Consider the following 23,609-nt stretch of genomic DNA (forward strand, 5'->3'; position numbering starts at 1 on the left):
AAAAAACTTAATATCTACCAGTATGGCACTAAACTTAAAAACAAGAGCAGGCAAATCAACTCCCCTAACCCATGAGGAGATTGACGGTAATTGGGAAAACATTGAAGAACTGTCCAACTCGCTTGAAGCAGATGTAAACGAGCTTAAAGGCTCTTATGGAGCTACGGTTGAAACGCTTCTTGACCTTGCAGCTGTCGAGCAGGCGGAAATACCCGCTATGCAGCGCAGGTTTGTGAGCGAAGAGCAGGCGGAATACTACTACGACCCAGCCGCAGAAGAAGGCGACATCGCCCCCGATGACCAGGACAATGAAACGGGCTTCTGGATTAAAAGGGTGCTGAATGAGGAAGAGGTGCTGGAAACGGAAATCAGCAACCTTCCTTCGGGCAGCGACATACCCGTTGCAAACGGTCAGAACCTGATAACTTCTCTGGCGAATGTTCAATCCCAGATAAATGCCTGCAAAAGCGCACTGGAAGACACAAACGACAGCATAGACGAAGTGAAAGCGTCTCACGGTCTGAATGTGGAAGACATTGAAGAACTGGAAGATTTGCCTCAGGCACAGATTCCGCCCTTCCAGAGAAGATACGTTGTGAGCGAAGATACGGAATACTTCTACGACCCCGCAGCAGAAGAAGGAGATGTTGCCCCTGATGACCAAGACAACGACACAGGCTTCTGGATTAAAAGAAAGGTAAAGGAAGAAGAGGTATTAGCTTCCGAACTAAGCGATTTGCCCGCAGGGAGCGATACGCCAATCGCCAACGGACAGTCTATCCTTGAAGCATTAGCCAACCTGCAAGCGCAGATTGATGAAATTAAACAAAGCATAGAGTAACAGAAACAACGCGACAATAGTAACACACCGTACCCCCTCACACTAACAGCCAACCGCGTTTAAGACGACAATGCTTTTGTTAATTTCTTGCAACCTACACACAAATTAGTACAGCAACCGTTTAAAATTACGTCTGCGGATTTTGATAACTGGATACAAGAACGCGGAATTTATTTTGCAGGAGCACGAGACACCCAATTTGTTTCCTTGTTTGCAATGGCAGACCCGAAAGAACAAGCGAATGACGGAGCCTTGGTTTACGCCACATACGGAAAAGGCAGTTATATCTGTACCGGCTTGGTATTTTTCCGAGAGTTACCCGCAGGAAACTTGGGGGCATATAAGTTCTTCATCAATTTGCTCTACAACCCTTAAAAAATCAAAATTGAATTTTTTATAATTATCAAAAGACTATATTTGCAGCCCTCAAAAAGCCTATCCGCACCCATAGCTCAACCGGATAGAGCAACTGCCTTCTAAGCAGTAGGTTTCAGGTTCGAGTCCTGATGGGTGCGCCCTACAAGACAAGTCGTCAGAAATGGCGACTTTTTTTGTTTAGGTAATCAACATTGAAACCGGCAAGTAAAATACTTTTCAATTTATATAAAAAGTATGTTGTAAAAAATTTATCCGGCAGCCTTGTTATGTGTACATGCGATTAATAACGTATTTTTTAGTCCATTCAACTTATATACAAAAGCCGAAGTTTTCGTTAATAGTATTTTGTATAACTTTGTACCATTGTGCGGTTGACCATGCATTCCATGTTTAAGCACGGCACCAATCAAATCTAATAAATAACTAAACATAATTAAATAACACACATGAAAAAGATTCTTTCTACATTACTCATTGCAGTTTCAGCATTGTCTTTCACTTTGATAAGCTGTGATAAAGAGACGCCTTTGACCCAAGAACAAATCCCTTCTGAAATTAAGACTTATGTAACAACTCACTTTCCTAAGCATACTATCCTTCAATGTATGAAAGATAAAGATAACTTTGAATTGACTTATGACCTAATTTTGTCCGATGCTATTTCACTTGAGTTTAACCGAAAAAAGGAAATAATCGGAATTGACGGCAAAACCGAGCTACCTTCAAGTGTAATTCCCACTAAAATTTATGATTATGTGAAAGCAAACTACGAGAACAATCACATTACAGATTGGGAAATAACAGACAAAAAAAATCAGCAAGTTGAACTTGACAACGGAATTGAACTACTGTTTGACAAATCAGATAATTTTCTAAGAATAGACAATTAATTCAATCTTGCACGAGGCTTATTGAAATGCACAATTCAAGTCTTGATATCAATACTATATCCGATAAGAATTAAGTACCGTAGTTATCGGGTGTAAAACAAAAAAGGGAGTATTTTGACAATACTCCCTTTTTTATTTATTAATCTTTAAAATCTTAGGAAAAGAATTGTCCATATCCTAAGGTGTATCCTCCTTCCTTAGGGTTTACACACATAATTGGAACTCGTTCACTTTGATTCACAATTTGTTGAGCATAAGAGCCAATAATAAGTTCAGAAAAGCCAACCTCTTGTTGAGTCATAATCATAATAAGGTCTGCATCTATTTTATTTGCATACTTCAATGTCGCCTTAGCAAAACTATCAGGGTATTTGTCTTCATCAAGACTTTTTACCACATACTTTACATTGTTCTTATCCAAGATTTCTTGAACGCTATTAACAGATGCATATAATTTGGAACGGATAAATTCATCTTCAACTTCTTCAAATACAATATGAATTGTAGAACTGAATTTCTTCGCAAGATGTATTGCCCATGTTACCTTTTGACGAGTTTCATAAGTAGTATCAATCGGCAGTACAATTTTTTCATAACCATTACCCACAGGTTTTTCTTTCACTACCACAACAGGTTGTTCGCTAAAACGAATAACACGAGAAGCGTTAGAACCGATAATCTGTTCCATGCCTGCTGCACCATTGGACCCCATCACTATACTATCATAGTGACCTTCGTTCGCAATTCTGACAATTGTTTTGTGCACCCTACCTTCTTCAACAATCTTGTCGATTTCAATATTTTCTTTGGCTTTGATTTCATTGATAATCTTATCTAATTTACCTTCAATTGCTTCTCTTACAAGTCCTTCTTTGAGCGGGTTAGAACCAAAAACAGTTTCTAGTAAATTGTCTTCAACAATATGCAATAAAGTAATTTTGTTTTGGTACGTTTTGGCAATTTTAACTGCATGCCCTAATGCATTAGCAGCGATTTCTGAAAAATCATAAGGCACCAATATGGTGTTGTTGTTTTCAATAGTGTTTGACATATCTTTATAGTTTTTATATTATAATAAAATAAGTTCTAAGCTATTTGTTGGGCTTTAATCACTTCAGACATTTTAGCACCGATTTCGGCAGGAGATTTCACAACATGAATACCACATTCCGCCATAATTCTCATTTTGGCTTCGGCAGTATCATCCTTTCCTCCCACAATAGCACCTGCATGCCCCATTCTTCTGCCGGGAGGCGCTGTCTGGCCTGCAATAAATCCTACCACAGGTTTGGTTCCGTTTTCTTTAATCCAACGAGCGGCATCAGCTTCCATGCTGCCACCAATTTCACCAATCATAACAATACCCACAGTTTCGGGATCGTTCATGAACAATTTAACAGCTTCCTTAGTTGAAGTTCCTATAATGGGATCTCCTCCAATACCGATGGCGGTGGAAATACCTAAACCGGATTTCACAATCTGGTCTGCTGCTTCATAAGTAAGCGTTCCTGACTTTGAAACAATACCTATATTTCCTCTTTTAAACACAAATCCGGGCATGATACCCACTTTGGCTTCTCCGGGAGTAATGACACCGGGACAGTTAGGTCCAATAAGTGTACAAGCTTTGTCTTTGATATAGGCTGCAACTTGAATCATATCTTTGGTCGGAATGCCTTCTGTGATACATACGATTACTTGAATACCTGCATCCGCAGCCTCCATCACAGCATCCGCTGCAAAAGGTGGCGGAACAAAAATAATGGAAACATTGGCACCTGTAGCTTGAACAGCATCGGCAACAGTATTAAAAATAGGTTTGTTTAAATGTGTTTGACCACCTTTGCCGGGTGTAACCCCTCCGACTACATTACTGCCATATTCAATCATTTGAGATGCGTGAAATGTGCCTTCTTTGCCGGTAAAACCCTGAACTATTATACGAGAATTTTTGTTTACTAATACACTCATTTTTTGGTTTTTAATCTCTTATTAAAATGTGTCGCAAAGGTACAAACTCCACAAGGAAAAAAAAACTAATTTTGAAGCCCGATGAAAAACTTTGATGATTACAAAACATTAATCGAGCAGTCTATTAACATTTTGGGAATTGACCCCATGCAAAGCCGTTGCAGCGAATCAGGTCAATGGTTGCTTTATAATGGAGATACAGAGATTTATGTAGATTTATGGGAGCAAAAAGAAATGACCGGATGGCAATATTTTCAACCGGATGGATACACACTCAACGTATTTCAGGTATTGGCACCTATTTGCTACCTGCCCATCGATCAAACCTTGTTGAAACAACTTTATGAAGAGTTGCTGGAAAACAATCTCAATATGCTTTTCGCATCCTATACTGTCAATAAAGCTGAGAATATGTTGGCTGTAAAATTCAGAAGAATTTGCAATTCACTCAAGCAGGAAGATGTCATCGAAGCTATCGAGAGCGTTGGTTATTATGCCGAGACCACTAAGAATATATTAGAAGAACGCTACGGGGTCAAGAGACTTGAAAAGTCTTCCGAATAATTTTTGAAAAAAAATATTCACTCAGACAACCTTTTAAAGGCAATTTACTTCTTTAGGTCTGAGTAGCAATGTGAACCCGAGAAATGACAAAGCATGTTACAAGCGGAAGAAGAAAAAGATTTGGTGTTGAAATGCTTGCAAGGGGATGCTGCTTCTCAAAAGAAGTTATTTGATATTTACTCGGCAAAGATGTATGCAGTTTGTCTGCGCTACGCCTCGGATTCAGACCTTGCCAAAGATTTCCTTCAGGAAGGATTCATCAGAGTTTTTCATAAACTCGAACAATTCCGTTTTGAAGGCTCTTTTGAAGGTTGGATGAGAAGAGTGTTCGTTACAACAGCACTGGAATTTTGCAGAAAACAAGTCAAATCTGTTGAAGAAACAGGGATTGAAAACTATGAGAATTTAGGATTTAATAATAAAATTCTTGAAAAACTCAATCTGCAAGACTTGCTCAAACTCATCAGCAGTTTGCCGACAGGATACAGAACGGTTTTTAACCTATTTGTAATTGAAGGATATTCTCATCAGGAAATAGCCCGCGAACTAAAAATCTCTGAGAATACATCCAAAACACAGTTACGCAAAGCTAGACTACTGCTGATGTCCAAAATCAAAAACGGCTAAAAAAGGAAACAATGAAAGGAAGTGAAAATATAGAGCAACAATTGGATTCTTTGTTCAAAGACACATTGAACAATGCACAAATTCCTGCTCCCGAGGGGATTTGGGAAAATGTTGCCCAAAGCATTTCCTCCCCCGCCCCTTCCATTCCCCACACTGAACTTGCCTCTAATACCGGCACACATTTTCTGTCAGGCATTTCCACCATAGGTAAAATTGCCATTCTTGCTACTACCGCTGCCATTACCGGCACCGGTATTTATTTCTTAACCAAAACTGATAATAAAAGCGACAGTCCTATTTCATTATCGGCAATAACCGAACAGAACACAAGCAAAATTCAAACACCGGAACATAGCGACACTAAGCAAAATATTGAACAAACTCTTAGCGATAATCCTGCTGATAAATACACCCGCCAAAACATTCAGACTGAAAAGCCAAATAACCACATATTCAATCAAAGCGACAAGACAGACCACGTAACAAGCAATACTCCTCTCAAGTCAGACAATCCCGACAATGGCACAACTTCAAACCCTGCCAATACTACCGGCAACCCCATTGAATCTTTAAATAAAGCTGTTCCCACACAAGAAGACAAGCTTTACAACCTGTTATCGGACACAATCATTTGTTTATCCAGCGACTTGAAAGACATTCAACTTTTCGACAAAATAGGATTATCCAATATTCGTTTTTTTGATGGTGACAGACCTATTAAAACTGCACCATTCAGCATCAAAAATAAATGGGTGACAGCGCGCACCAACACCCAAAGTGGTGACAAACTTGAACGCAGATTTCGGATTGGTTCCACAACTCCTTCTTTAGAAATTACAAACAATGGTAAGGATGCTGTTTTTTGTTCTATACTGAATGGTAGCGAGCTGCACAATACCGATTGGTTTATAAATAATGAATTAATTAATGAAGATGTAAATCAGATTGTTTATTATCGCAACATGGAATTCGGCTACGGCACACGAATTAAGTTAACACTCAAAACAACTGACAGAAATGGCTGCCCTGCTTCATATTCAGAGGATATTACCTCATACTTTAACAATTCAAAAGAGTTTATGATTCCCACTGTAATTACACCCAACAATGACGGATTGAATGACAAGTGGATTATTGACATACAAAATGCAGTTTATTTTAATGTCAAAGTTTTAGGACCCGAAAATTCGATTATTTTTCAAACCAATGATGTTACCCAATATTGGGATGGCAATGACATGCAAGGCAATGCAGTAAATGCAGGAGCCTATATATATATCCTCAACTATCAACAACAAAACGAAAAAGCAGAAACCAAAACAGGCATTATTCAAGTAATTAGAAATTAAAAAATGAAAATAAAAAATACCAATATGAAAAATTCAAAGTTCAAACTCGTCCAATGGCTTTTTATAGCCATCCTCTCCTTTTGGGCAAACCAAAATTTGAGTGCTCAGTGTATTCCACCGAGCGTACTGAGTTCCACATTGTGCGCCAACACACCAATCCAATTTAAGCTACAAGCGGTAGGTGCAAGCAACGTAGTGTGGGATTTCAACGGAACCATAGACAATTCCGGCAATCCTACTCCCAGCTTTTCATTCAGCGCACCGGGAACGTACAATGTAAAATTGTCTTACACTGATGCAGCGGGAAACCCTTGTTCGCAGACCATTCAAATAACCATTTTACCTCCACCTACTTTGGACATTAATATTATAACCCCTGTTGTTCAGTGCTATGCGGGTAATAAGTTTACGTTAGTGGATAATAGTAAAGCTGCTCCAGGTTCGTTTATCAAACGTGTAAAATATGTTGCTGCCGGTTTGCAGGTTGACCAAAACAATCCGGTCATGCCATTCAGTTTTGACTTTAGCACAGCCGACCCGGGTGGAAACTTCTACAGTATTGACATTGAAATTGAAGATGCAAACGGTTGTATTATTGTAAAAAGATTACAAGATATTGTTGAAGTAAAACCTTCATTAGGACTTAACTTTACTTCTGACAAACCTAAAGGTTGTGATTCAACTCTCATGACCATAACTAATAACTCAATGATTAACTTAAATGCTATTTCTAAATTCAAATGGGATTTTGGAGATGGCACTTATGACTCCACCACATGGGGACCCACTATTAAGCACATGTTCTACCTTGAAGGACCTAACTTGGGATCTTTCAAATCATGCTTAACTGTTACTGACACAACAGGATGTACCGAGACTTTTTGCTTTGATGGTTCTGCTGTTAACTTGCTTGTTGGCGGTAAAATTGTTCCGGACAAAGATTCTGCATGTATGGCAGACAACCCTATTAACTTTACATTAGTACCCGGATTACCTACAGGTGCAACCGGATTCCTATGGACATTCGGAGATCCAGATACCGGACCTATGAACATTGACAATAAAAACCCTCTTACTTCCAAACATGACTTTTCTAAACCGGGACCTTTCTTGGTTTCATATACCTATTCTCACCCCATTTGTGGAAACCGAAATATATACAAACAAGTAGCAATGTTAGGACCGGCTTCATCTATACCCGGCAAGGACATTCCGATTGACGAGAGATATCAATGCGAAGCTAAGAAACCTGTACACTTTCCTAACAAATCAACCTTCTTCCACAACGATAACAAATTCTTTAATGATGCGAACGGATACTTCGAAGACGACTCTTTGCACATGTGGATATATAAATTTGACAGCACTTCTTTAACCATGGTGCCTGAAAAAGATTCACTTCCAAACAGAGGCAAAGACTGTGTATTTAGAATATGGGATTTTGATGACGACTACGCACCTAAGTGTACAACTAATACAGTAGCCGGTATTAATGTAGGAGTAAATTGTAAATGGTCTATGGATTCTCTGCCTGTTCACAAGTACACGGATTGGGATTCCATCTATTATGATTCATTTTTCTTAAAGAACACTCCATTTGATAAAACCATTATTGTAACAAACCCTCCGACTCCGGGATGTTATAAAATAAGTGTTGATACCACAGATAAAGAGGAACACAGACGACTATTTTATCAGGAAATTCCTCGTTGTTACAATGTCAAATTGTACCACAAAGACACTTGTCATGAGCCATTCTGCGAAAGTCAGGCTACAACACAAATAGCCATTATGAAGCCCAATGCAGCAGGTGTCCGCAAAGAAGGAAGATATTGTTTTGGTGGACCACCTAACTATGGAGTAACTTTCAATTTAGACCCTGGAACAAAACCCGGTTGTACTACAAGTGAGGTTTATATCAATCCGGACACTGCGCTTTACCCGGTTGATGATGCAGCAAGCTGGATAGGATACTTGCCGGGCGGCCAGACCGGAACCTATCAGTCACCAAGTCCTATAATGCCTTATGCAATGTCAGGTCCTTATCCTAATAAACTTTTCATTGCTTATCCAAATGCCGGTTCTATTAAGGATAATTTGACCGGTTATGCAAGCGTTGGATTTATTATCGGAAACGGACAAGCACCCAACATGTGTTACGATACTGTTTACTATGATTCATTCCTTAAATTCCCTGTGATTGACCCTGCTGTTGAGATTCTTGTACCGGCACAACCGCTTGCAGGATTTGCAAATGTGTATAAAGTATGTAGAGGCGACTCATTGGTTATGCGCGTAAAAGCTGACAACTTAACAGTTCCTTATGATGCAGACCAGATATCATATACATTCCAGCGTTATGCTCCAAGTGACGTGGAAGAAGGTGGTAGATTCCCATTCTATTCTTATCAAGTTATTGAAAACTATGAATGGTTTGTACCTCAAAATGGGGGTACTTATCTTGAAAACTTCTTAAATAGGGAGGTCATACGAACACTCGGTGGAACATCTCAAACACTTAAGAAGGAACGATTCTCGATAGGAACAGTTCAAAAATGGATTTCACTTGCAGATGTATCTCAAATTTTTGACCAAATTGAACCTGCTTTTGAATCATTGGGTTTTGACCTTGCTACCTTGAGCGACCAAGAAATTGCATCAATATTCCAATTAAAATGTATTGACACCACCGGGTTAGGCAGATATATAACTTGGACAACGTTGCCTTTAGAGAGGACATCCACTCACTATAGAGATACTTCTATATTTGGGCTTGACCAATACGATAACGCCCCTGCGGATTATGAAAAAAATGCTTATACTTTCATTGCAGAAGAAAACGGTATTTTCAATTTTACATTCCAAATCAGATCCAGAATTGGCGGCTGTATAGTGAGAGCACCATACAGAGTAATTGTAGGGTTCTATAATAAACTCGATGTTTCAGATTCTATTATTTGTAAAGAAACTGAAATAGAAGGAACACCTTACTTCAGATATTTCCATATTGACCCCGATAACAATATTAACCCACCTTGTAAGAGAACATGGATGGATTGTACCGACTATTGGACTCAAAGAGAAGGTCAAGCAGGCCAACCCAAAATAGAAGGATTTACTAAATGGGATTGGTCTAAAGATGATGATAATGTCGGAGATCCTAACACAATATATGCTCCTAACAATTCGGGCACTAATCCTTATGGTACTTATAGCTACAGCCCTGTAATCTTAGGCGGTAATGGAGCAAACAAGATTTACTATCAAGATTCAGGTATTTACACCATGCGAGTTGCTGCAAGTGACAGCACCGGTTGTCCTGACACTTTATATCAAAATATTTATGTAACACGTTTGTTTGCTAACTTTGGATTTAAAGATACTTTAAATGCTTGCGTTAACATTGTCAGCTTCTTTGACTCAACTATATTAGCCGACCCTTGCCCTGCAAAATTAGGTGTCAATTGTGATGAGATAAGAGAATGGTATATTGACTGGGGAGATGACAAACAACCCGACATATTTAATAAGCAAACATATCCACCGTATTTAGGTTTTAATATAGGTCATAACTATACCAGAGCCGGCACTTTTGAGGTATTGTTGAGAGTGAAAACAGATTTAGGCTGCGAAGATTCTATAAGAAAAACCTTTGTGATAGCAGGTCCTATTCCTGAATTTATTACCGACAAACAAGAGATATGCTCAGGCGATTCCATTATGTTCTATAATCATAGCGATAGAGTTACAGGTCACTCAGAATGGGTATGGCAGTTTGGAGACAAAACCTCATTTTCAGAAAAGGCACCCAATCAGTTGGATTCATTCAAACGTGAATTTACCTATTTTGGAGCCGGAGACACCACTTATTATGCATTCTTGACCATGTTTGACTCAGTTGCAGGCAGATTCTGCGGATTTACCTACCCTGACACAATTGATGGCAGCCAGCCCAAATATGGTATTAGAGTTATCGGTAAGAGCCCTGTTACTTTAACTGCCGACAAGGACACCATATGTCCCGGTGATATCGTAACATTCAAAGTGAATGGAGACCCTGACTATGTTAACTACTTTTGGAATTTTGATGCAGAAAATAGCAACAGTGACACATCTACCAGTGCCGATACGGTTCGCCAAAAACAATTTATGGGTGTAGGTTCTTTCATGATTACCACTTATGGCAACATGGATCCTAATATTCTAAAATGTCCTGATGGTGATACTGTTTATGTATTTGTTGATTCTGTAAAAGCTGACTTTGACATAGATTCAACTAAGATGCCAGACTACTGCTTCAAGAACACTTCATTGAATGCTGTTAAGAGCCGTTGGGGATTCTACCATACAACCGATATTACCTTAGGTGGAGGTGAACCTTTCAAAGAAGTAATCGAATCCAATGACGAGAAAGTATGTAACAACTTTGTTGATTCCCTTGGCACTTGGTATGTATGTTTGATAGTTGAAAATGCCGGAGGATGTATAGACACGGTATGTAAAGAGATTTCATTCTTCCGTAAGATTCAAGTACCAAACGTCTTTACACCGCCAATAACAGGTAAATCAGGTGACGGTATCAATGACTTGTTTGATATTCCTATCAGTGGTCATGATTTATATGAATTAACTATCCGCAACCGTTGGGGAGATGTGGTGTTCAAATCAGATAATGACAAGACAGATTGGAATGGTACTGTAAATAATACCGGAGCAATTTGTCCGGATGGACAATATATCTATCAACTGAAATACCGATTCAAAGGCATGAAAGAAGAAGATGTAAGCGGTATTGTTGTACTGATTAGAGAGAAATAACTTAATTAAACCTTATTATAAAAAGGGCTTCAATTGAAGCCCTTTTTTATTAACATGGAGTTTTAATTAAGTTTATAGCTGTATTTTTGCCTCGAATGGAAATAGTTGTAAGTGGAATCAGACCAACAGGGAAATTGCATATAGGGAACTATTTTGGTGCTGTAAGTCAATTCCTCAAAATGCAAAATAACTTCAAATGTTATTTTTTTATAGCCGACTTTCATTCCTTAACTACGCATCCGACACCTTCAGATTTACACGAATCGGCTAGGATAGTACTGGCAGAATATATAGCTTTAGGTTTAGACCCCGATAAATCCATCATCTACTTACAGAGTGATGTCCCCGAAGTAACCGAGTTATACCTTTATTTGAACATGAATGCGTATAAAGGTGAATTAGAGAGAGTGAGTTCTTTTAAAGAAAAAGCCAGAACCCAGCCTGACAACATCAATGCGGGTCTGCTCACCTACCCCACACTAATGGCTGCCGATATATTAATTCACAAGGCACATAAAGTTCCCGTTGGCAAAGACCAAGAGCAACACCTCGAAATGACCAGAACATTTGCGAATAGGTTTAACCGACTTTATCAGTCAGAATATTTTCCTGAACCCACTGCATTCACATTTGGAGAACAACTAATCAAAGTACCCGGTTTAACCGGTACAGGCAAGATGAGCAAATCAGCCGGAGAAGCCGATTGTATCTATATTAGTGAAGAAGCTGATATTTTAAAAAAGAAAATCATGAGGGCTGTTACCGACTCAGGTCCTACAAAACCAAACTCAAAACTAACACAACCTGTAGCAAACATATTCAGTTTAATGGAACTGGTATCAGACAAAGACGTAACAAACAGTTTTAAAAAGTCTTATGCAGATTGCACCATACGTTACGGAGATCTAAAGAAACAGCTTGCAGAGGATATGGAAAAATTTATTTATCCTTTTAGGGAAAAAATAAAAGATACACTTGCAAATAAACAACTCTTAGCAAAAGTAGCAAAGCAAGGGGCAGAAAGCGCCCGAGAAAGTGCTTCTAAAACAATAAAAGAAGTGCGAGAAATTATTGGATTTAAAAAATTTTATTGAAATTTGACTCGTCATATATAATTACAAAATGAAAGGACAGAACATGCACATAGCCATTGCGGGCAATATAGGTTCAGGAAAGACCACATTGGCAGCACTCTTAGCAAAACATTACAATTGGGATGAACAATTAGAAGACCTTCAGGACAATCCCTACATAACTGATTTTTATGAAGATATGCAACGTTGGAGCTTTAATCTTCAGGTTTATTTTCTGAATGCGCGTTTTAATAATATCAAAAAAATCAGACTAAGCCCCAACGCTGTCATACAAGATAGGACTATTTATGAAGATGCTTTCATTTTTGCTCCCAACTTGCATGCAATGGGGCTGATGAGTACTCGAGATTTTGAAACTTATATCTCATTGTTTCAGTCACTTAACACCATGATTCAACCACCGGATTTATTGATTTATTTGAGGGCTTCTATCCCTGCATTGGTCAGACAAATTCAACACAGAGGTAGAGACTATGAAGATTCTATCAGATTAGATTATTTAAAACGTCTAAATGAGAGATATGAAGCATGGATTTCTACTTACAACTTAGGGAATATGGTCATCATTGATATTGATGAACTTGATTTCATCAATTCTCCCGAAGCCACTAATCAAGTCATAACAAAGATTGAGACTGCTTTGAACGGTCTATTCTAAAAAGAATATTGTGTAAAGCAATATCAATGATAAGATTACAATTGCAGTAATTGCTAAGAATAAATATAATTTAAATTTATTTCTTGGTGGATTCTCCATTTAGCCAATAATTAGATGAGTTTTAGGATAATGAATAGTATTGGGTTTAGATTTAGAACTCAAAGCAAAAGCAAGCGTCAAAACCCCGACCCTACCGCCAAACATGGCAATACTGATAATGACCTTTCCTGCATCGCTCAGAGTGCTGGTGATACCCATTGATAAACCTGTATTCGTAAAAGCAGACACACTTTCAAAAGTAAGTTTGAGAAAAGGGATATTAGGGTCTGAGAAGCTCAGAGCAGTAATGACAATCAGAATAAAATTAGCTGAAAAAATAATAATAGCAAACGCCTTATATATCAATTCGTTGGGAACACTACGATTACCTAATTTCACTTCCTTTTTACCTCGTATTGTTCCTAAAATTGCTACAAAAGCTACTACGAATGTACTTGTTTTGATACCTCCTGCCAAAGAAGACGACCCTCCTCCAATAAACATCAAAAACATACAAATCAGAATCAATGCCTGAGATGCCAAAGCTAAGTCTATGGAGCCTAGCCCCGTAGTTCGCAATCCTGCGGATTGGAAGAAAGAGATAGAAATTTTTTCAATCAAATTTTCATTTTGAAAATTGCTGTTTACAAAAAGATAGAAGAAAAATACAGTTCCCAGCACAAGCAATATTAAAGCGGAATATAGCGAAATCTTTGTGCCTAACTCCCAGTTTTTCCATGTGATTCTAACGCGCTCTCTCAACCTTCTGATAGAGAACATATCTATCAGTGTTGGAAAACCCAATCCTCCTAATATCATAACAGCAGCCACTATATATTGCCAAACAAACATTCGATTAATAATGTCATTTTTTGCAGCATCCGGAAACAAGGTAAAACCGGCATTGCAAAAAGACGAACCGACATGAAATATACTGAAATACAATTTTTGACCAAACGAAGTAAAAGGATAATCACCCCAAGAGAGCATAATGGCTGCAACTCCTACGGCTTCTATTCCAAAAAACAAAAACAACATTCTTTTGAGAAATGAAAAACTACTGTTGAGGGAATCCATATTGAACAATTCATTCATCAAAACTTGCTGCCTGATTCCTATTCCTTTACGAATATACGTAGCAAAAAATGATGCAAATGTCAATAATCCCAGCCCACCCATCTGAATTAAGATAAGTAAAATAATTTGCCCTTTCAGATTAAAGAAACGTCCAATTTCGATTGTACTCAATCCTGTTATGCAAACAGCGCTGGTTGAAACAAAGAGAGAGTCGAAAAAATATAAAAATTCATTTTTTACATTAAAACCGGGCAAGGATAACAACCCTGTGCCTATGAGAATCAGCACGATATATGAGGTCAAGAACAATGTTGCAGGTTTAACTGATTTGGATACAATAAAATTAAGCGATTTCACAAACTCAATTAATGCCAACATTAACAAGAAGAAGAGCAATAAAAATTCATAGTATTTTCTATCGTTCCCAAGCAGACTTGCAAAATCATGCAAATGAGAAGTAGAAAAAACAAAATAGCTGATACCACTAAGCAAAATCAAAAGAAATACAATAAACTCAAAAACATGCCCCATAATAAATTCAGTTCTCTTTCGCTCTAAAGCCACTCTAAAAACGAAATTAAAAGCATAGATAAAATAAAACACCCTAATAGTGGGAATCCATAATGCAGATGCCCTACCTTGAAAATCAAATCCATATCGCATAACCATCAACCCAAACACCATCAATGAAATAAGGTTAATCACTACCCTATTCCATTTGAGGATAACTTGGTTATGCTCAAATATCCATATTTTTCGATTGCTCTTAAAGGAGGCCATTCTGCTGGCTGATTTTTGCGTATTCGTTTTCCAACCTTTCTAAATTAACAGGTACAACACCTGGCTCTTCACAAACCAAGCCTCCTGCCAAATTAGCAATCAACGCAGTTGTTTTAATATCCATTCCTGATGCTAAGCAAAGCGAAGCAACACTAATAACAGTGTCTCCTGCACCAGAAACATCGGCAATTCTTCGCAAAAAAGCAGGGAGAAAATGATGTTCTTTCTTGTCCTTAATAAAAACGCCACGCTCAGAAAGTGTGATAAAACTAATTTTATTCCCCAACTTCGTTTCCATTTCACTAATTGCTTTGAGAAATAGTTTTGTCTGAGTCAAATCATCGGTAGAGTTAAGCGCCTCTTTGAGTTCCTTTAGGTTAGGTTTAAAAAGTGATACTTCTTTATACTCCCAAAAGTTTTTCTTTTTAGGGTCAACAGTTACAGGTATATTTTTTTGCTTGGCAATGGCGATGATTTGTGGAATATTTTCAGATGTCAAGAGTCCTTTATTATAATCTTCCATAATAATCACATCCGCTTGTTGCATAGCGCTATTGCACACTTCTAAAAATTGCTTGTTTTCAGATTCATTTAAGTCATCTGTTTGTTCATAGTCAAGGCGTAGGAGCTGATTCTTTTGCGCCATCACCCGTAGCTTTGCTGTTGTCTTGCGTGTTGGTGAAACAAAAATATGTTGAGTTGAAATCCCATTTTCTTGTAAAATTTCTTTCATCAATGTGCCTTCGGAATCATTCCCAACTACCGCACACAGCAAAGGTTCCGCACCCAAAGATTTGATATTAAAAGCAACGTTAGCAGCCCCACCCGGACGGTTTTCTCTTGTTTCTATAGCTACAACCGGAACCGGTGCTTCGGGCGAAATGCGATCAACACTGCCAAAAATATATGAATCCAGCATGATATCACCCGCTATCAATACTTTTTTCCCTTTGAATAATTCTTTTAGTTTCTGTTGCATCTTTTACTCAAGTTAGTTTATTCAATGTCTTCTTCATCCTGGCAAATGCTTCCACAAGTTTTTCATTAGCTACAGCAAATGATAGTCGCAAGCATTTAGGGTTTCCGAATGCCGAACCCTGCACCGTTGCTACATGTCCTTCATTCAAAAGATACAGTGCCAAGTCTCCTCCATCTTTAATGACAACTCCTTTTTCAGTCTTTTTGCCAAAATATGAACTCACATCAGGGAAAAGATAATATGCGCCTTGCGGAACATTGGCTTTGATTCCTTTTATATCAGCCACGAGTGTTAAAACCAAATCTCTTCTTTCCTTAAACTTACGTGTCATCTCACGGCTGGGCGCAAGATTATCACCAAGAGCGGCAACAGACGCATATTGGGCAATAGAGTTTGCTCCGGATGTAAATTGACTTTGGATTTTTTCACAAGCAGCAGCTATCTCTCTTTTGGCAGCAATATACCCAATTCTCCATCCTGTCATTGCATATCCTTTGCTCACTCCATTGATTACAATAGTCCTGTCAAACATTTCCGGTATTTGTGCCATGCTGAAATGTGTGCCACTATAATTGATGTATTCATAAATCTCGTCTGAACAAACATAAATCCGAGGGTATTTTTCCAACACCTTTGCCAATACCTTCAATTCGGACTCATTATAGAATGAACCTGTGGGGTTACAGGGATTAGAGTAAATTAATATCTTCGATTTCGGTGTTATTGCCTGCTCAAGTTGCTCGGGTGTAATTTTATAATCATTTTCTAACTTAGCTTCCACAAATACGGGCACACCGCCAGCAAACTCAATCATATCCTTATAACTGACCCAAAAAGGCTTAGGCACAATCACTTCATCACCGGGGTCAACCAAACTCAACACAGCATTCATCAATGAGTGTTTAGCCCCCGTACTGACAACTATATTCTCAGGTTTGTAAGTCAAATGATTGTCTCTTTTAAGTTTGTGACATACTGCTTCCCTTAACTCAGGAATACCGGCAACAGGAGGATAGTGTGTTTTATTTGCATCCAAAGCAGCTTTTGCTGCATTTTTAATATGTTCAGGCGTATCAAAATCAGGCTCGCCCATACTCAAACTAATAATATCAAAACCTTGTGCTACTAATTCTCTGGCTTTTTTTGCCATAACTATAGTCTCAGGTTCTGATATACCGCTCACACGTTTAGAAATCATAAAAAAAAATGAAATATGGGTGCAAATGTATGCCTTTCTTTGTTCGAATTTGATTTGCAACAGATGTTTATAAACACATGTCTATACCCCGTAGCAGCTTATCAGACAGCAAGTTTGGAAAGTTAAAATTGTATGGCATTGATAATTTCGCCTACCCGCACCGGAGCACCCATAAAACGACTCCCTGCCTTACCATGATAATAAACACCACGCATGGCTGATTCTAATGGAGAATAACCTTGAACCAAGAACGCTCCAATCATACCACTCAACATATCTCCCGCGCCTGCGGTGGCAAGAGATGCGCTGCCTGTTATGTTAAAGAAAAGAGTACCTGCGGGTTCTGCAATTACAGTATAGGTGCCTTTGAGAACCACAACACTCTGAGTTTGTACAGCCAATTCTTTAAGTTTATGTAATCTGTCTTTTTCGGATACCCACTCTCCCACCAACCGCTTGAACTCGCCTGTATGGGGAGTTAGAACACTGCCGGGCTTTACACAATCAAGAGCATTATGTTTTGCAATCAAATTCAACGCATCTGCATCCATTAATACAGGGACAGAGGATTGCATCAGAATATCTACTAACAATTTAAAAGAACCTTGTTCTTGTCCCATCCCCATGCCAATGGCAATGGCTTTGTATTTAGATAAATCATAGAGATTTCCATCCAAAAAATCTATTCCTGCATTTTGCACCATTGCTTCCATCAAATGATTATGCACAGTCTGACTTCCGCGTTCGGGCACAAGGCAAGACACAAGACCGGCTCCGCTTTTGAACGCAGCTTTGGCACTGATAACCGGTGCTCCATACATGCCTTTACTTCCACCCGCAATGAGCAAGTGTCCAAATGTATTTTTGTACGCAAACCTATCGCGAGGTTTTAGTAGCACATCGGACTCTTCTATTAAGAAACAATCTGTAGTTTGGTTTTGGATAAATTTTGCGTCAAGTCCAATATTGACAAGTTCAAAATCAACTTTATGATTAGGGTTAAACAAGGAAATTCTTGGAATTTGAATTACAAACGTTTTGACTGCGTGCACAAACTTCTCGAATGGCGTTTCGCCCTCTGACATAAGCCCGGAGGGCATATCAATGCTATATACTTCTGCTTGGCTTTGATTGATACAATCAACTAAACTCAAATACTTACCTTCTAACATTCGTTTCAAACCACAACCAAACAGCGCATCCACAATCACTTCACCGGGGTTAATTTTTACCTCTTTTAAAGTATTAGCAACACAAACAGCTACTTCCGTTTTGTTTTGTAATCTCAATAAATTTTCATCAAATTCGTCTGAATGTTTATTGCCAAAGTCTGCAACCGTAACCCTGCAATGAACCATACTATGCCACAGTTTTCTAGCCAAGACAAGACCATCTCCTCCATTATTTCCCGTCCCGCAAATGATATGTATTTGCTTATTTTTCAAATACAAGAAATTAGGCAAAAGCCTGTCCACCGCTCTTTCCATCAGATTCAAAGAAGTAATCGGCTCATTTGCGATGGTGAAATCATCCACTGCTTTAATTTGTGCCGAGTTTAAAACCGGTATCATACTTTGTTGGTTATTTCCAACACAAATTTAGTTTCAAAAAAGGGTTCGGGAAAACTTTTGTGCAATTCATGGATTTTGACTTTCAGTCTGCTCTTCTGTTCAAACTCTGCTATCTCCTCTTGCAAATCACCACCCTTGAGTAAAAGGTAAGTGCCATTTTTCAACATCAGATGACGGGTAAGTTGATAGAAATCACTCAACCTTGTTACTGCTCTCCCTGTAATGATTTCAAACTTTTGCTGCATAGTTTCAACCCGAGCATTCACACAGGTTACATTATTCAACTCAAGCCTTTTTACCATGTTAGAAGTGGCTCTGATTTTTTTCTGAATACTATCCACCAGTGTAAAATTGGTTTTGGGATATACGATAGCAAGTGGAATTCCCGGAAGTCCGCCACCCGTTCCAACATCAAGCACCTCAAAACCCGGCTTGATAATTTTAAGTTTGCCTATTCCAAGCGAATGAAGAATATGTCTTTCTATTACAAACTCAGTGTCTTTGCGCGAAATGAGGTTTATTTTCTCATTCCATTCAAGTAATAATTCAGCATAAGAACGCAGCTTTGATTCTTGCTCATCCGACAAATTCAGATATTTCTCAAACGGATTCATACTCTACCATTTGGGCTTTTTGCTAAAGAAATATACCAATCCGCTAAAAATTGAATAGAACAAATACGCCAAATCGAGCAATGGCATTAAGAATGCAAGCATGTTATGTCCCAATTTTTTGAATGCTAAATAAATAATCGGGGCTTGCAACAACCACCTACATAAGATGATACACAACGGAATCCAGATTGAGGGTGAAAAGAAGAATAGCGCTATCGCAAAAAACCAAAAGAAGAGATGTGAAATTGAGAAAGCCGCCAATTTTTTCTTAATATTAGGGTTATAATATCTGCCTACGAACAAATGCCTCTTCTTTTGCCTAAACCATTGGGTAAACGACACTTTGGGTAAACTCAACATACGAGATTGAGGTGAAATCACAATTGCCGTATTCGTTGAAGTGGACGCATCTCTCACAAACAAATCATCATCTCCGGATGGAATATGGTGATGACTTGCAAAACCTTTGTGCCTAAAAAAGAGTTCCTTTTTGTAGCTCAAGTTTCTTCCCACACCCATATAAGGACTTCCTTTAAGCGCAAAAGAAACATACATCATTGCCGAAAGCGATGTCTCTGCCCTAATTAACAAATTAAGCAATCCCGGTCTATATTGATAGGGTGAATAACCTAATACCATTTCAATATTTGTATTCGCATAGGGTGCCATCATTTCGCTAATCCAATGTTTGCTTGTGGGGTGACAATCCGCATCTGTCAATAGCATGATTTCATTTTTGGCAGCTTTGATTCCCAGCGTTAGCGGAAATTTTTTACCTTCAATTCGTTTAATTTCCTCTTTTATTGAAACAATTTTAAGATGCGGAAATTTGTCAGTAAAGAAAGAAAGTATCTCTTCGGTTCCGTCCCATGATGAATCATTTACTACAACCACCTCAAAATCAGGGTAATCTTGTTCTAATATAGATTCAAGATGTTCCCGCAAATTCTCTTTCTCATTTTTAGCACAAATAACAACAGAAACAGAAGGTTTGACAGCAGTTTCATCAGCTTTGAACTTGTACTGAATCAGTTTGAGAAAGTACACATAATGAAAAAGTATCTGCCATATTGCAAAAATAATGGCAAGACATATAATTATCAACGAAATCAGATTGAATTCATGACCCAAAATGGCAACTTCAAAAGAAAAGACATTTATCATTTGAATCCGATACCGGTTCTTTGTTTAGGTTTATTGTCAAGTGAAAACTCAGCCAAATCATCTAACACCAGCGTATGCAAAGTCTTTTCAGTACGTTTAGTTTTTGGCATCTCGGCAAGTCGCAAATGTTGGTTACGAATCGCTTCTTCAATAATCTTGCGTACTTCTCTGCCGTTTCCGAAATATTTGTCTTTGTTCTTATACACAAAAGCAATATAGTCTTTCAAGTGATTTTCAGCAGCTTCATCAGGTGTAATATTATTTTCTGCAAGTTGATTAATTGCTATTTCAAACAATTCATCCGGTTTAAAGTCTTCGAACATAAACACCCTGTCAAATCTGGATTTGAGTCCGGGGTTTGCCTCCAAAAATCTTTCCATGTTCTGGGTATAACCGGCAGCGATTACAATAAACTGACCTCTTTGGTCTTCCATGCGTTTGAGTAGTGTTTCAATAGCTTCCTTTCCATAGTCGGAAGAGCCTCCTTCGGTGAGCGAATAGGCTTCGTCAATAAACAATACTCCACCCATAGCTTTATCAATAACCTCGGTTGTTTTGATGGCTGTTTGTCCAATATAACCCCCAACCAAACTCTGCCTGTCGCACTCCATCAAATGACCTCTTTCCAATATTCCGAGCGCTTTATAAATCTGTGCCAGAATCCTTGCTACGGTAGTCTTACCCGTTCCCGGATTTCCTAAAAAAACTGAATGTAATGAAAAAGTTTCTCGGATATTTTTACCGGATTCCTTATAGAAACGTACTAACTTAACCAATTCTTCAATACTCTTTTTCACTTCTTCAAGCCCCATCATTGACTTTAATTTAGTCAAACTTTCTTTGAGCAAATCTTCATCCACCGGGATATCAGGCGATAAGCCTTTTTGAATCTGAAATGCTTTTTCTACGTCTTCCAACTCAATAGTAGAAAGATTTTCTTTGGTTAATTTATCCGGCTTGTCGGTCTTCATAATCCTCAGACCCAGATTCATTTTAAATTCATCTACAAGTGAATTCACAAGTCTTGCATTGCCAAAAAACTTATCTCTCTTACGGTACTCTTCAACCAAATATTTATACACTGTATCTTTTGCTTTTGCATCAAATGCAACCCCTCTGCTCGTGCAAGCATACTCAGCAATCTGAATCAATTCTTGAGGAACATAATCAGGGAAATCGTACACCATATTAAATCTGGATTTCAATCCGGGATTTGAGTTCAGGAAGATATCCATTTCTGCAGGGTAGCCGGCAACTATGATAGCGATGTCACTACTGTCGCTTAATTCTTTTAGTAAAATCTCCACCGCTTCTTTCCCAAAGTCTTTGCTGTCATCATCTTTTCGCGCGAGGGAATAGGCTTCATCAATGAATAGGATGCCGTCTTTGGCTTTTTTAATTGCTTCTTTGGTTTTGGGAGCAGTTTGACCAATAAACTCAGCTACTAAATCTCCTCTATCCACTTCGTGCACATGACCTTTTTTCAACAATCCTAACTCCTTATAGATTTTGCCCAACATACGCGCAACTGTTGTTTTACCGGTTCCGGGATTACCTTTAAAAACTGCATGCAGGTTGATTTTTTCTTCATCCTTAAACCCCTTTTCGTGTCTGAGCGAAATAAATCTGAGATAATTACTGTATTCTCTAACCTTAGTTTTAATTGAATCAAGTCCTATTAACTTATCAAGTTCATTCATTATCTCATCAAGACTCTGAGGTTTATTGCTGACTTGGGCAGTGCTTTCAGGTTTGCTCTCTCCTTCTTCTACAATGAACCCTATTTGTTGAAATGGGACAAAATCATCTTCTGTGGCTTCAATGTAGTCATCTCCGACCTCAAACGGGATGGAAGCAACAAGTTCATCCATAAAAACAATCTCGGCAAAATACCTACCTCTACCCCAAGTACCCAACAAATCCGAGCCCCAACCAACCGTTGCATTGATTACTTCATCTTCGGGTTTAACAAACAATATTTTAGTTACCGAGCCTTTGGTGTATCCGGTATTTATCCTAAAATTAAAAGTCAATTCACATGCCCATTCTGTTGATTTGCGCACGAGATTTGTAGCATTAAATTCCACCCAAATATATCGTGTAGAGAGCGCATTAAAGACCACATAATATTTGCGGTCATTGTTTTTCATATTAGCATCGGGACCTTCATACAATTTTACTGAAGTTACATCGAAGTATGGATTTAGTCCATCCTTAACAACTCCTTGTTTTTCAATAAAAAACGGCTTAGAACCAATCAATTCACCATCGCTCCAAACTTCCCATTTATAAACTCCGGCTTTCCAATAGGTACCCGGTGTTTTCACGCCCCAACCTTCTCTTACATAAACCACGGGGTCACGTTTATCAACGGTTCTATCGCAGTTTAAGTCACAGACTTCATTTCCATCGGAATCAAAACATTTTAATTGCAATTTGATATTCCAATCATCTGCATCAAACATCTTGTTAAAGAATGAAAATTCGCAATAGATATAAGAAGCCTCTTGTTCGTCAAAGACAGAACGGTATTTCTTGGTATTGTTTGCCAGCCATTCGGTGGAACAATAAGTTTTAATGTCTCTAAATTTAAAATTGACTTGCATTTTATTAGCCATATCAGAGTTCAATATTAGTATGATTTAACAAATTAAAGAAACTTTCAAAGACGATTTTTTTAATTAAAAATAGACATATATTTGCAGCCCCTTAAAAGTATCGGAGAGGCGTTTTTTGAGGTTTGGTGAGGTGGGTGAGTGGCTTAAACCAACAGTTTGCTAAACTGTCGAACGGGAAACCGTTCCGGGGGTTCGAATCCCCCCCTCACCGCACAGGTTATCGAGGTGTAGCGTAGTCCGGTTATCGCGCCTGCTTTGGGAGCAGGAGGTCGCAGGTTCGAATCCTGCCACCTCGACAAAACAAAAAAAAGGTCGCAAATGCGACCTTTTTTGTTTGACTTGAACTTCCCCAACTTAGCTATAAAGTGAATTATGAATG

General features: G+C 38.4%; 18 protein-coding genes and 3 tRNA genes. 12 read left to right on the forward strand and 9 right to left on the reverse strand.

The genetic code is table 11. The features are described 5' to 3' along the window. The first annotated feature begins 22 nt into the window (after positions 1-22). The 4 genes from M9892_05245 (at position 23) to M9892_05260 (ending at position 2,109) form a co-directional block, all read left to right on the forward strand. On the forward strand, positions 23-841 hold the full coding sequence (locus M9892_05245) for a hypothetical protein (GenBank protein MCO5253758.1): 819 nt from the start codon (positions 23-25) through the stop codon (positions 839-841). A gap of 87 nt (positions 842-928) precedes the next feature. Next, positions 929-1,216 (forward strand): hypothetical protein, encoded by a 288-nt coding sequence (locus M9892_05250; GenBank protein ID MCO5253759.1) that lies wholly within the window; start codon positions 929-931, stop codon positions 1,214-1,216. Positions 1,217-1,282: 66 nt separating this feature from the next. Then, positions 1,283-1,356 (forward strand) — tRNA-Arg (locus tag M9892_05255). A gap of 309 nt (positions 1,357-1,665) precedes the next feature. Continuing rightward, entirely contained in the window at positions 1,666-2,109 is a 444-nt protein-coding gene (locus tag M9892_05260; GenBank protein ID MCO5253760.1) for a PepSY-like domain-containing protein, read from the forward strand. Between the two features lie 154 nt (positions 2,110-2,263). Here M9892_05260 and M9892_05265 read toward each other — a convergent pair whose 3' ends face one another. Further along, positions 2,264-3,160, reverse strand: a complete 897-nt coding sequence (locus tag M9892_05265; protein MCO5253761.1) for a universal stress protein — start codon at positions 3,158-3,160, stop codon at positions 2,264-2,266. A gap of 35 nt (positions 3,161-3,195) precedes the next feature. Beyond that, entirely contained in the window at positions 3,196-4,080 is an 885-nt protein-coding gene (gene sucD / locus M9892_05270; GenBank protein ID MCO5253762.1) for a succinate--CoA ligase subunit alpha, read from the reverse strand. A gap of 81 nt (positions 4,081-4,161) precedes the next feature. On the opposite strand from sucD, the gene M9892_05275 reads away from it, so the two are divergent. The 6 genes from M9892_05275 to M9892_05300 all read left to right on the forward strand — a co-directional run bounded on the left by M9892_05275 (position 4,162) and on the right by M9892_05300 (position 13,190). Further along, positions 4,162-4,644 (forward strand): YbjN domain-containing protein, encoded by a 483-nt coding sequence (locus M9892_05275; protein ID MCO5253763.1) that lies wholly within the window; start codon positions 4,162-4,164, stop codon positions 4,642-4,644. 93 nt (positions 4,645-4,737) lie between these two features. Continuing rightward, a complete protein-coding gene (locus M9892_05280; protein ID MCO5253764.1) occupies positions 4,738-5,271 on the forward strand; it encodes an RNA polymerase sigma factor in 534 nt (177 codons plus the stop codon). Positions 5,272-5,282: 11 nt separating this feature from the next. Continuing rightward, positions 5,283-6,620: a gliding motility-associated C-terminal domain-containing protein gene (locus tag M9892_05285; protein ID MCO5253765.1), complete on the forward strand. Its 1,338-nt coding sequence runs from the start codon at positions 5,283-5,285 to the stop codon at positions 6,618-6,620. A 24-nt stretch (positions 6,621-6,644) separates the two neighbouring features. Then, positions 6,645-11,438 carry a gliding motility-associated C-terminal domain-containing protein gene (locus tag M9892_05290; GenBank protein MCO5253766.1) on the forward strand — a complete coding sequence of 1,598 codons (4,794 nt, stop codon included), beginning with the start codon at positions 6,645-6,647 and terminating at the stop codon, positions 11,436-11,438. A 95-nt stretch (positions 11,439-11,533) separates the two neighbouring features. Then, complete coding sequence (trpS, locus tag M9892_05295; GenBank protein MCO5253767.1) at positions 11,534-12,532, forward strand: tryptophan--tRNA ligase; 999 nt, start codon at positions 11,534-11,536, stop codon at positions 12,530-12,532. Between the two features lie 43 nt (positions 12,533-12,575). Further along, the gene (locus tag M9892_05300; protein ID MCO5253768.1) at positions 12,576-13,190 is read left to right on the forward strand and encodes a deoxynucleoside kinase; all 615 of its coding nucleotides are present in this window, start codon (positions 12,576-12,578) and stop codon (positions 13,188-13,190) included. A 99-nt stretch (positions 13,191-13,289) separates the two neighbouring features. Here the strand turns inward: M9892_05300 and M9892_05305 are convergent, their stop codons facing one another. The 7 genes from M9892_05305 to M9892_05335 form a co-directional block, all read right to left on the reverse strand. Beyond that, positions 13,290-15,086 carry a hypothetical protein gene (locus M9892_05305; protein ID MCO5253769.1) on the reverse strand — a complete coding sequence of 599 codons (1,797 nt, stop codon included), beginning with the start codon at positions 15,084-15,086 and terminating at the stop codon, positions 13,290-13,292. Then, on the reverse strand, positions 15,073-16,065 hold the full coding sequence (locus M9892_05310; GenBank protein ID MCO5253770.1) for a PfkB family carbohydrate kinase: 993 nt from the start codon (positions 16,063-16,065) through the stop codon (positions 15,073-15,075). The genes M9892_05305 and M9892_05310 overlap by 14 nt, the downstream gene beginning before the upstream one ends. A 7-nt stretch (positions 16,066-16,072) precedes the next feature. Continuing rightward, the gene (locus M9892_05315) at positions 16,073-17,263 is read right to left on the reverse strand and encodes a pyridoxal phosphate-dependent aminotransferase (protein ID MCO5253771.1); all 1,191 of its coding nucleotides are present in this window, start codon (positions 17,261-17,263) and stop codon (positions 16,073-16,075) included. Between the two features lie 122 nt (positions 17,264-17,385). Next, positions 17,386-18,834, reverse strand: a complete 1,449-nt coding sequence (locus M9892_05320) for an NAD(P)H-hydrate dehydratase (protein MCO5253772.1) — start codon at positions 18,832-18,834, stop codon at positions 17,386-17,388. Further along, positions 18,831-19,448 carry a 16S rRNA (guanine(527)-N(7))-methyltransferase RsmG gene (gene rsmG, locus M9892_05325; protein ID MCO5253773.1) on the reverse strand — a complete coding sequence of 206 codons (618 nt, stop codon included), beginning with the start codon at positions 19,446-19,448 and terminating at the stop codon, positions 18,831-18,833. The genes M9892_05320 and rsmG overlap by 4 nt, the downstream gene beginning before the upstream one ends. 3 nt (positions 19,449-19,451) lie before the next feature. Continuing rightward, positions 19,452-20,612, reverse strand: coding sequence for a glycosyltransferase (locus tag M9892_05330; protein ID MCO5253774.1), 1,161 nt, complete (start codon positions 20,610-20,612; stop codon positions 19,452-19,454). Then, complete coding sequence (locus M9892_05335; protein MCO5253775.1) at positions 20,609-23,230, reverse strand: AAA family ATPase; 2,622 nt, start codon at positions 23,228-23,230, stop codon at positions 20,609-20,611. Before M9892_05335 ends, M9892_05330 begins: the two co-directional genes overlap by 4 nt. Positions 23,231-23,354: 124 nt before the next feature. On the opposite strand from M9892_05335, the gene M9892_05340 reads away from it, so the two are divergent. Both M9892_05340 and M9892_05345 read left to right on the forward strand, forming a co-directional pair. After that, positions 23,355-23,441: transfer RNA gene (locus tag M9892_05340), tRNA-Ser, on the forward strand. Positions 23,442-23,451: 10 nt separating this feature from the next. Further along, a tRNA-Pro gene (locus M9892_05345) sits at positions 23,452-23,526 on the forward strand. Positions 23,527-23,609 lie beyond the last annotated feature (83 nt).

The organism is Bacteroidota bacterium (assembly GCA_023957335.1).
GTDB lineage: Bacteria > Bacteroidota > Bacteroidia > NS11-12g > UBA955 > JALOAG01.